The sequence below is a fragment of the Hyalangium sp. genome (assembly GCF_035629615.1).
Lineage (GTDB): Bacteria > Myxococcota > Myxococcia > Myxococcales > Myxococcaceae > Hyalangium.
Genome location: NZ_DASPHO010000367.1, coordinates 1 through 11127 on the forward strand (window position 1 = coordinate 1; position 11127 = coordinate 11127).

An 11127-nucleotide genomic window follows, 5' to 3' on the forward strand; every position below is an offset into this window, starting at 1 on the left:
ACCTCGGGTGCCCCCTCGACCCCCACCAGGTACACGAAGTTGTCTATCGGCCCGAGCTTGAGCTGGTGGATGTACGGTGTCTCCATCGGCTGCCTCCCTTCCCACCGGGCAGACTTCAGGCACCCCGGGTCTTCACTCCTCGATAATGATGCATTGAGGTCTAATCCGCCTCGCTGTTAGCAGTCCTGTCCCGCCTACCCCTGGAGGCCTCACTTGAAGAGATCGCTGCTGACGCTCGCCTGCACCCTGATTGCCACCACGAGCGCTGCCGCGCCCCCTCGCTCCACCTTCCGCTATAACCCGCCGAAGGAAGAGGACCAGCGCCCCCTCATCGTTGACGCCACCATCGGCCCCCAGGGCAGCGACTTCGCCATGCGCCTGCGCTTCGACAAGGAGCCTTGGGGCGACTCCTGTAAGACCCGGTGCGCCAACGCCACCCTCTTCCTGGACACCGATCACAACGCCACCACGGGCCTCCAACTCGGCAAGCAGCCGGAGACCGGCGCGGACATGGTCGTCATCATCCAGGGCGCCCGCGAGTACAAGGGCGCCAGCTCCGTCGCGGTGCTGCGCGTCAAGGTGCGCCAGCTCACCGCCGAGTCCAAGTCCATAGACGACGGCGACGCGCTCGCCGATCTCAACAACCACCAGGATCCCGAGCGCGTCCAGATCGACGAGAACACCCTCTACCTGCTCGTCGACGCCACCGGCCCCACCCTGCCCTCCGCGCGCAAGATCCGCGTCGTCTACCACCCGCCCACCGCCAAGCCCCTCCAGGCCACCATCGCCGGCATGCTCAGCGGGGGCTCGAGCTCCAACGTCCGCATCTTCCGCGGCGGCTCCAACAAAGGCTGGGGCAAGGCCAAGGAGGCGGGCAATCGCCCGGCCACTCCCAACCCCGGCTCCCAGGGGATGCCACGCCCTGTGAACTCCGGCTCCCAAGGGATGCCAGGCACCGTCAACCGCGGCTCCCAAGGGATCTACCGCTAGCGACCAGGCCCTTTCACACACACCTGGTCGCACTTTTCCTACACGAGCTGTCCCGATCAGTCACTGGGCAGGCAGGCAGGCTGTTCCGTGATTTCCCCGCTTGGGGAGCACCTTTCCGTGGCAAAAAACACTGAACGAATGTATAGGCTCTGCGATCACGAGGGGTCGCAAACCCTCGAATTCGTTCCCTTTGTTAGTGGGCCATGGTAGGCGGGCCGCCAGACACACACCGTGTCCGGGACCGGACTGCGCAGGGCGCGCGCCGCGTTCGGGGAACGGATGTCCCTTTGCCTGAACACATGAGCATGCTCGCACAAGCCGACACCAAGACACGCAAGAAGCAGGGCGCCTCGGGCAACGGAGGCGGCGGCGGCACGGCCGAGTCCGGCAGCGGTGGTGGGGGTGGCAACTCCATCGAGGCGCCGCTCGCCGAGGAGGCCCGCCGGCGCTACCTCAACTACGCCCTGTCGGTCATCACCGCGCGCGCCCTGCCGGACGTGCGCGACGGCCTCAAGCCCGTGCAGCGCCGCATCCTCTATGGGATGTACCACGACCACCGGCTCACCCAGGACGCCAAGTACCAGAAGTCCGCCAAGGTGGTGGGCACCATCATGGGCCAGTACCACCCGCACGGCGACACGGCGATCTACGACGCGCTGGTGCGCATGGCGCAGGACTTCTCGCTGCGCTACCCGCTGGTGGACGGCCACGGCAACTTCGGCTCACTGGACGGCGACTTCGCGGCGGCCATGCGCTACACCGAGTGCCGCATGGCGGGCATCGCCAGCGAGCTGCTGGGCGAGCTGGGCAAGAAGACGGTGGGCTTCCGCCCCAACTACGACGGCACCCTCTTCGAGCCCATCGTCGTCCCCGCCCGCGTGCCGCAGCTGTTGATGAACGGCACCACCGGCATCGCGGTGGGCATGGCCACCAACATCCCGCCGCACCACCTGGGCGAGCTGTGTGACGCGCTGGTGATGCTCATCCAGGACAAGGACGCCACGGTGCGCGACTTGATGAAGTTCATCAAGGGCCCGGACTTCCCCACCGGTGGGCAGATCCTCAACAGCAAGCAGGAGCTGCGGGAGATCTACGAGTCGGGTCAGGGCAGCGTCCGCATCCGCGGCGAGTACGAGCTCGAGGAGCTCAAGCGCGGCGGGCAGCAGATCATCATCACCTCCATTCCCTACACGGTGAACAAGAGCACCCTGGTGGCCAAGATCGGCGACCTGGTGCGCGAGCGGAAGCTGCCGCTGCTCCTGGACGTGCGCGACGAGTCCACCAAGGAGGTGCGCATCGTCCTGGAGCTCAAGAAGGACGCCAGCCCCGAGCTGGCGATGGCGTACATCTACAAGCACACGCCGCTGCAGACGACCTTCGGCGTGAACCTCACCTGCCTGGTGCCCACCGAGAACCCGGAGGTGGGCGCGCCCCAGCGGCTGGATCTGAAGCGCATCCTCCAGTACTTCCTGGACTTCCGCTTCGAGGTCGTCACCAAGCGCTTCCAGCACGAGCTGAGCGAGCTGCAGAAGCGCGTCCACATCCTCGAGGGCTTCGAGAAGGTCTACGACGCGCTCGATGAGATGATCCGCATCATCCGCGCCTCCGATGGAAAGCAGGACGCGGCCAAGAAGCTGATGAACCGCTTCAAGCTGGACGAGCCCCAGGTCGAGGCCATCCTGGAGCTGAAGCTCTACAAGCTGGCCCGGCTGGAGATCCTGGTCGTCCAGGAGGAGCTCAAGCAGAAGCGCCTGGAGATCAAGCGCATCGAGGGCATCCTCAAGGACAAGAAGAAGATCTGGGGCACCGTCAAGGACGAGCTGGACCAGATCAAGGCCGCCTACGCGGACAAGCGGCGCACGCGCATCGGCGGCGCCGGCGCGGAGGAGATGGAGTTCAGCGAGGACGCCTTCATCGCGGACGAGGACGCCCATGTGATCCTCACCCGCGACGGGTGGATCAAGCGCGTGCGCGAGGTCAAGGATCCGTCCACCACCCGCCTGCGCGAGGGCGACGCGGTGATGACGGTGCTGGCCGGCAGCCTCAAGGCCAACCTGGTGCTCTTCAGCAACCTGGGCGCCGCCTACGTCACCCGGTTCAACGACGTGCCGGCCTCCACCGGCTACGGCGATCCGGTGCAGAAGCTGTTCAAGTTCGACGACAACGAGCGCATCGTCGGCGCGCTGTCCCTGGACTCGCGGCTCGCCAAGACCGAGAAGCTCATCGCCGTCACCAAGGACGGCCTGGGCCTGCGCTTCGCACTGGAGGGCCACACCGAGGTCTCCACCCGCTCCGGCCGCCGCTACGCCAAGACACACGAGGGCGACGAGATCATCGGCGTGCAGCCTGTGGGCGAGAAGGATCTGCTGGCGGTGCTCACGGAGAAGACGAGCGCCCTGGTCTGCAAGGCCAACGAGGTGAACGAGCTGCAGGGGCCGGGCAAGGGCGTGATGGTCATCAAGGTCGAGGAGGGCGATCGCGTGGTGGAGTTCCTCGCGGTGCCACCGGGCCAGAAGGACAAGGCCATCGAGTTCGAGACGCAGAAGGGCCGCAAGCTGTCCCTGCACCCCGCGAAGTACGAGGTGACGGGCCGCGCCGGCAAGGGCCACGAGATGTCGCGCAAGGACGCGGTGAAGGAGCTCACCCGGCCCGTCACCTTCATCCCGCTGCCCGAGCAGAAGAAGGACTAGCCGAGGGACACCATGGCGAAGAAGGACAGCTACACAGGTGCGGACATCCAGGTCCTCGAGGGCCTGGAGCCGGTGCGCAAGCGCCCGGCCATGTACATCGGAGGCACCGACAGCACGGGCTACCACCACCTGCTGTGGGAGATCCTCGACAACTCGGTGGACGAGGTCATCAACGGCTACGCGACCACCGTGGAAGTCACCCTCCACAAGGACGGCCGCACCATGACCGTGGTGGACAACGGCCGCGGCATCCCCGTGGACCTGATGCCCAAGTACAAGAAGCCGGCGGTGGAGGTCATCCTCACCACGCTGCACTCGGGCGGCAAGTTCGAGCAGGGCAACTACATCCACTCGGGCGGTCTGCACGGCGTGGGCAGCTCCGTGGTGAACGCCCTGGCGCGCAAGATGGTGGTGGAGATCAAGCGCGACCATAAGCGCCACGTGCAGACGTACGCGCGCGGCAAGGCCACCAGCCCGCTCAAGGCGGAGGGCGCCCCGGTGCGCGGCACTGGCACCTCCATCACCTTCGAGCCGGATCCGGAGATCTTCGGGGAGAAGCAGAAGTTCGACCCGGAGCTCATCCGCGAGCGGCTGGAGGCCAAGAGCTACCTCCACAAAGGCATGACGGTCGTCTGGGCGGACAACACGGCCCATCCGCACACCCACATCACCTACAAGCACGACGGCGGCATCGCCGAGTACCTCTCCAAGTGGGTGGCCGAGCGCGCCAAGCCCGTGGTGCCGCCCGGGAGCACCGGCTTCTACCACTCGCGCGACAACGGGGTGCGGCTGGAGGCCGCCCTGGTGTGGACGGAGGCGACGGATGAGACGATCCGCTCCTACGTCAACGGCATCCCCACCGCCCAGGGCGGCACGCACGAGGCGGGCCTGCGCGGCGCGGTGGTGAAGGCGGTGCGCAACTACATCGAGACGCACGATCTGACGCCCAAGGGCGTCACCCTCACGGCGGAGGACATCCGCGAGGGGATGACGGCCATCCTCTCCGTCTACGTGGTGGAGCCGCAGTTCCAGGGCCAGACCAAGGGCCGCCTCAACAACCCCGAGGTGAATGCCCAGGTGGACGGCGTGCTGCGCCCGGCGCTGGAGAAGTGGCTCAACGACAACAAGACCATCGCCGAGGCGGTGGTGGCCCGCATCATCCTCGCCGCCCGCGCGCGCGAGGCCAGCCGCGCCGCCTCCCAGGCGATCACCCGCAAGACGGCCGTCAGCCACCGGCTCAACCTGCCAGGCAAGCTGGCGGACTGCTCCTCCACGGACCCGGGCACCAGCGAGCTCTTCATCGTCGAAGGTGACTCAGCAGGTGGGAGCGCCAAGCAGGGCCGGGACCGGCGGACCCAGGCCATCCTCCCCCTGCGCGGCAAGGTGCTCAACGCCGAGCAGGCCTCCACTGATAAAGTCGCGGGCAACAAGGAGCTGCAGGACATCGTCAGCGCCCTGGGCTGCGGCATCGGCACGGACTTCGACATCTCCAAGCTGCGCTACGGCCGCGTCTTCCTGCTCATGGACGCCGACAGCGACGGCCACCACATCGCCACCCTGCTGCTCACCTTCTTCTACCGGCACCTGCGCCCGCTCATTGAGAGCGGCGCCGTCCATATTGCCCAGCCCCCGCTCTACCGCGTGGACATCGGCAAGGAGACGTACTGGGCGCTGGATGAGCCGGACCGCGATCGCATCATCAAAGAGAAGACCAAGGGCAACGCCAAGCCCAACATCATGCGCTTCAAGGGGCTGGGCGAGATGACCGCCGACGAGCTGAAGATGACCACGCTCGATCCCAAGAAGCGCATGAGCCTCCGGGTGACGATCGACGACCCCCTGGAGACGGACCGGGTTATCAATGACCTGTTGGGTAAGGATGTGAGCGCGCGCTTCAAGTTCATCATGGAGCGGGCCGGCGAGGTCCAGGAGCTGGACGTCTGAGCCCGGGGAAGCCCGGGTGATCGCTGGGGAATGGTGTCCGGGGGGCCGGGTCGGGTAGCATCCGCCCCCGTGTATACCGCTCGCCTCCTCCTCGTCCTGATGCTCGCGCTGGGCATCAGCGCCGAAGCCCAGACCTCCCGCCGGTCCAGGTCGAAGTCGAAGACCAAGAAGCCGGCCATCACCAAGCCCGTTCCTCTCTCGGAGGAGCCGAAGCCCGAGACGCCGGCCGCCGATCCGGAGCCCGTCTCGGAGCCGGCGCCCGAGCCTTCCGCCGCGAAGCCCCAGGCCCCCGAGCCGACCGCCGCGAAGCCGGGGGCTCCCCTGGCACAGCCGGGCAGCGACGCCGCGGTGGTGTTCGCCATCCCGCGCACCAGCAACGCCGAGCCGGCCGCCATCCGGCTCCAGGCGGAGCTCACCCGCCTGCTGTCCAGCAAGGCGGACGTGCAGCTGGTGGATCTCGGCGAGGCGTTCCCGGCCCCGCCGCCCCCCTCGCTCCAGGAGGCCGACACGCTCTACGAGCAGGGCAAGGAGGCCTACGACAACCTGGATCCGGAGGCCGCAGCGGGGAAGTTCACCTCCGCGGCGGAGGCCTATGAGAAGCACCCCGCCGCCCTGAGCCCGCAGCGCCTGGCCAAGACGTTCATCTTCATGGGCGCCTCCCAGCTCCTCAACGGGGACAAGGTGGGCGCGAAGGCGTCCTTCCTCCGCGCCCTGGCCGCCGAGCCGGGCACCCAGCCCGATCAGGTCCTCTTCGGCTCGGACGTGCAGACGGCCTTCACGGACGCCCAGGAGGAGTTCAACGCGCAGAAGCCGGGCACGCTGGACATCGACTCGAAGCCCTCGGGCGCTCGGGTGACGCTGCGCGGCGATGATCTGGGCGTCACGCCGCTCAAGAACGTGCCGGTCCACCCGGGCCGCCACCCCGTGGTCATCACCCTTCCCGGCTACGTGCCCTACGCCTCCTATCCCCAGGTCGCCCCCGAGAAGAATGCCGAGCTGAAGCCCCAGCTCGAGCCGCTGCCCGCCCTGGCCGAGGTGATCACCACGGCCACCCGCGCCTCCACCGAGAGGAGCTTCGACTCCGACACGATGCCCCCGGACGTGGCCACCCTCGCCGGCAAGCTGGGCGTGCGCTACGTCGTCCTTGCCGCGGTGCAGCAGAAGAAGTCGGATCCCGCCGAGGCGGAGCTGCAGGTGTGGGACGTGCGCACGAAGAACCGGCTGCGCGGGGTGGAGGTCGAGCTCCAGAAGGACTCGAAGAACAACCCCGTGGCCGCGGCGGATCGCGTGCACGGCTTCCTCACGGGCCGGGCGCTGACGGACTCCTCCACGCCCTCGAACATGCCCCCCATGCTCAAGAAGCCGTGGTTCTGGGCGGCGGTGGTAGGCGGTGCGGCGGTGGTGACAGGTGGAATTCTCTACGCCACCCAGGATCGGAAACCGGGAAGCCCCACGGGTCCCATCTCCGGCCTTCCAGGGCTCGGCTTCTAGCGGATTGAATGGCTACTGGCTGGCTCGCGTCGGCCGGTAACGAGGACTCCCCATGAAAGCCCTGGTGCTCGCCCTTCTCCCTGTTGTTGCCCTCGCCGCGCCCCCTCCTACGCCGCGGCGGGTCAGCGCGCTCCTCATCCCCATGGACCAAGGGGCTGAGGGCATCACCGTCAAGCTCGAGACGTACATGAACGAGGCGCTCGAGCAGTTCTCCGGCTTCACGGTGAAGAAGCCCGAGGAGCTGTTCGGCATGCCGCCGGATGACGAGGCGCAGGCCTCGCTCAAGCGCGGCTCCAAGGGGCTCGAGGAGAGCCTGGCCGCCTACGAGGCCCGCGACTACGAGGACGCGGAGCGCAAGCTGCGCGCCACCCTCAAGGAGCTGCAGGGCGCCGTGGGGGCCATGAGCGCCTGCACGGAGCTGTGCGAGGCCACGGCCCTCTACGCCGCCGTGCTGTACCTCCGCGGAGACACCGAGGAGGCGAAGCTGCACATCATCGATCTCATGGCGCTCAACCCCACCTTCGAGCTGAGCACCAAGCGCTACAACAAGGACTTCATCGCCCTGCGCGCCTCGGTGGCCACCAGCCGCAGCTCGGCGCTGCGTGGCAGTGCCACGGTGAAGTCCCGGCCGCTGGGCGCGCGCGTCTACCTGGACGGCGAGTTCCAGGGCTACACGCCCATGACGCTGGGCCCCATGCAGGTGGGCAAGCACATGCTGAAGCTCAGCCGCCCCGGCTTCCGGCAGCACGGGCAGATCATCGAGGTGACGCCGGACGACGCGGAAGTCACGGCCGAGCTCAACCCCACCACCAACTACAAGAAGTACGACGCGCAGCTGGACAAGGTGGCCGGTGAGCTCGTCAAGACGACGCCGAGCCAGGCCGCCGTCTCCATGGGCAAGGCGCTGTCGATCGATCGGGGGCTGCTGGGCACGGTGAAGGACCTGGGCCCCAACGGCACGGAGCTCGTCGTTGGCTTCTTCGATCTGCGGGACGGCAAGAAGCTGGCGAGCCGGCGCCTCGTGCTCCAGGGCGACGAGTACGGCATGGAGAAGGCGGAGATGAGCCGCCTGGTGAACTACCTGGTCAACAACGGGCTGGGCGGCGGGGAGAAGAAGACCAAGGCCGCGGACCCGCTGGACAACCGGCACGGCATGGAGGAGTGGAACGCCGAGGATCAGGGCGGCCGGCGGACGGTGACGGAGAAGAAGAAGAACGGCGATCCGCTGGACGGAGTGAACGGTACTGAAGACTGGTAGTGCTCGGCGCTTGTCCGCCAGGGGCTGGAGCAGCCTAGAGTCGGGGGGCCTATGCGCCTCCTGGCCTTCACGCTGCTGCTCCTGCCTGCCGTTGCCCTCTCCCAGACCAACAACATCCTCCGTCCGCTCGTGGGCTCGCGCGGGGTGTCGCTGCCCCCCGAGTCCACGGCGCTCGTGGACGAGGCGAGCGCCCTCTCCCTCAACCCGGGCAGCCTGAGCTTCGTCGACGGGCCGCAGCTGCTCTTCGTGCACGAGCGCAACCGGTTCCAGGACCAGGTGGGCAATGGCCTCTTCGCTGGCACCAGCCTGCTCGGGACAGTCGGTCTGGGCTTCGGCGTGGAGTGGCTGGCCAACCGCACGGAGCCGGACTACCGCCGTACCTCCTTTGGCTTCTCGCTGGGCACGGACACGCTGGCGCTCGGGGCCACGTACCACGCCTTCGGCTCGGTGGATGAGTCCGTGGAGAAGCTGTCGAGCTGGGACATTGGCCTGTCCGCGCGCCCCTGGCGCGAGTTCTCCTACAGCGTGGTGGCGCGGGACATCAACGAGCCCGAGCAGGGCGAGTACCGGCTCGTGCGCAGCTTCGACGTGGGCATTGGCGTGCGGCCCTTCGACGAGCGCTACACCCTGGGCGTGGACTACAACTTCCGCTCGGGAGGGCTGGACGAGGGGCGCCTCACCTACGCGCTGAAGGCCGAGGTGTGGCCGGGGCTCAAGCTGGGCGCGGGCCTCTCGCACGGAGTGCGCAGCGGGCAGGAGCTGGCCTTCCAGCTGGGCGCCACGCTGGACACCTCGCACTTCGGCGTCACCTACGCGGCCGGCGGCACCGAGCGGGGGCTGGACCATGTGCTGGCGGTGCGCCTGTCGAGCGACAGGTACCGCGCGCTGGGCCTCTCCACGGGCGTGGTGGCGCTGCTGGATCTCAATGATCGGCTCTCCGGAGGGACCAGCCTGGCGCTCTCGCTGCTCGGAGCCTCGGAGGCGGATCCGTACCTGGAGCTGATGCACTTCCTCGACCTGGCCACCAAGGATCCGCAGCTGCGCGGCGTGGTGCTGAAGATGGAGGGCATGCCCGGCATGGACTGGGGCCGCGCCGAGGAGCTGCGACAGTCCGTGCTGCGCCTGCGCGCCACCGGCAAGAAGGTGATGGCGGTGCTGCTCTCGTGCGATGACAAGGGCTACATGGTGGCCTCCGCCGCGGATCAGATCTTCGTGCTGCCCTCGTCCTCGCTGCTGCTCAACGGGCTGACGGCGAGCATCGTCAGCCTGGGCGGGACGATGGAGAAGCTGGGCGTCACCTGGGACGTGGCCCGGGTGGGTGAGTACAAGACGGCGCCCGAGCAGCTCACCCGCCGGGACATGAGCCCGGCGGAGCGGGAGACGGTGAACGCCCTGCTGGACACCGAGGTGGCCTGGTACGAGGAGGCGGTGACGCGCGGGCGCAAGCTGCCCGCCGGGCGCCTGCGCGAGGTGTGGGCGGTGGGGCTCGTCCCCGCCCGGAAGGCCCTGGAGCTGGGGCTGGTGGACGGCATCATCCAGCAGCAGAGCGAGCTGGAGCAGAAGGTGAAGAACCTGGCGCCTGGGGCGAGCTACGCGCAGAGCTACTCGCCGCGCGGCGAGCGGGAGACGCGCTGGGGCAGCCGCCGCCGCATCGCCATCATCCCCGTGCTGGGAACGATCGCCGGGGGCAAGAGCCGCGAGGATCCGCTGGGCGGCTCGCGCATCGCCGGAGCGGAGACGGTGGTGCTGGCGCTCCAGCGCGCGCAGGAGGATCCCTCGGTGGTGGCCATTGTCCTGCGGGTGGACTCGGGCGGCGGGGACGTGCTCGCCTCGGATCTGATGTACCGGGCGGTGCTGGAGGCCAAGAAGCACAAGCCTGTCATCGCCTCCATGGGGGACGTGGCGGCCTCGGGCGGCTACTACGTGGCCATGGGCGCGGACCAGATCTTCGCCAACCCCACCACGATCACCGGCAGCATCGGCGTCTTCTTCCTGAAGCCCGCGCTGCAGGGCCTGCTGGGGGACAAGCTGGGCATCAACGATGAGACGCTGCCGCGCGCCCCGCTGGCGGACATGCTCACCCTGTGGCGCTCCTGGAAGCCCGAGGAACAGGCCGCGGTGCAGGCGTGGGTGGACTCCACCTACGACGACTTCATCACCTACGTGGCCCAGGCCCGGAAGCTGGAGAAGGCGCAGGTGGACGCCATCGCCCGAGGCCGGGTGTGGTCCGGCAAGGACGCCCATGCGCGCGGGCTGGTGGACCGGATGGGCGGCTTCATGGAGGCGGTGGAGGCGGCGCGGGCACGGGCCAAGGTGGATGACTCGGAAGAGATGGACCTCAAGGTGTTTGGGGAAGCGCGAGGCCTGTTCTCCTCGCTGGGAGGGGAGCCGAGCGTGATGACCCGGCTGCTCCCTCCCTCCCAGCCTGTCCTGCCTCCGGGCATGCAGGCGATCCTGAAGCAGACAGGGCTCACCTCGGGGTGGCTGGAGCCGGGGCTGAAGGCGGCCCTGCCCTTCTCCCTGACCATAGAGTGAGTCTGAGTCTGAGTCTGAGTCTGAGCCTGAGTCTCCCGCCGGACAGAGGGTGCGAAATTCTCCAGCCCTCTCACGGGTCTCTGCTAATGTGAGTGTTGCCCTCTGGCCGGCTCTCGGGCCGCCGGAGGGTTTCAGGGACCGGCGGTTTCGGTCATCGCGGACCCCGCGCATGGAGCGCAGGCAGCCACGAGGACCCCGCGTCTGGCTCCCTGTCCCACA

At 68.1% G+C, this 11127-nt stretch carries 6 protein-coding genes; all 6 read left to right on the plus strand.

Annotated elements, in window-relative coordinates; genetic code table 11:
- Positions 1 to 213: 213 nt before the first annotated feature.
- The 6 genes from VD972_RS18815 to sppA all read left to right on the plus strand — a co-directional run bounded on the left by VD972_RS18815 (position 214) and on the right by sppA (position 10908).
- Positions 214 to 990, plus strand: a complete 777-nt coding sequence (locus VD972_RS18815; RefSeq protein WP_324988905.1) for a hypothetical protein — start codon at positions 214 to 216, stop codon at positions 988 to 990.
- A 305-nt stretch (positions 991 to 1295) separates the two neighbouring features.
- A complete protein-coding gene (locus VD972_RS18820) occupies positions 1296 to 3680 on the plus strand; it encodes a DNA topoisomerase IV subunit A (protein WP_324988907.1) in 2385 nt (794 codons plus the stop codon).
- A 12-nt stretch (positions 3681 to 3692) separates the two neighbouring features.
- On the plus strand, positions 3693 to 5624 hold the full coding sequence (locus tag VD972_RS18825; protein WP_324988909.1) for a DNA topoisomerase IV subunit B: 1932 nt from the start codon (positions 3693 to 3695) through the stop codon (positions 5622 to 5624).
- A gap of 69 nt (positions 5625 to 5693) precedes the next feature.
- Positions 5694 to 7115 carry a PEGA domain-containing protein gene (locus tag VD972_RS18830; protein ID WP_324988911.1) on the plus strand — a complete coding sequence of 474 codons (1422 nt, stop codon included), beginning with the start codon at positions 5694 to 5696 and terminating at the stop codon, positions 7113 to 7115.
- Positions 7116 to 7167: 52 nt separating this feature from the next.
- A complete protein-coding gene (locus VD972_RS18835) occupies positions 7168 to 8373 on the plus strand; it encodes a PEGA domain-containing protein (protein ID WP_324988913.1) in 1206 nt (401 codons plus the stop codon).
- A 51-nt stretch (positions 8374 to 8424) separates the two neighbouring features.
- Positions 8425 to 10908: a signal peptide peptidase SppA gene (gene sppA / locus VD972_RS18840; RefSeq protein ID WP_324988915.1), complete on the plus strand. Its 2484-nt coding sequence runs from the start codon at positions 8425 to 8427 to the stop codon at positions 10906 to 10908.
- The last annotated feature ends 219 nt before the right edge of the window (positions 10909 to 11127 follow it).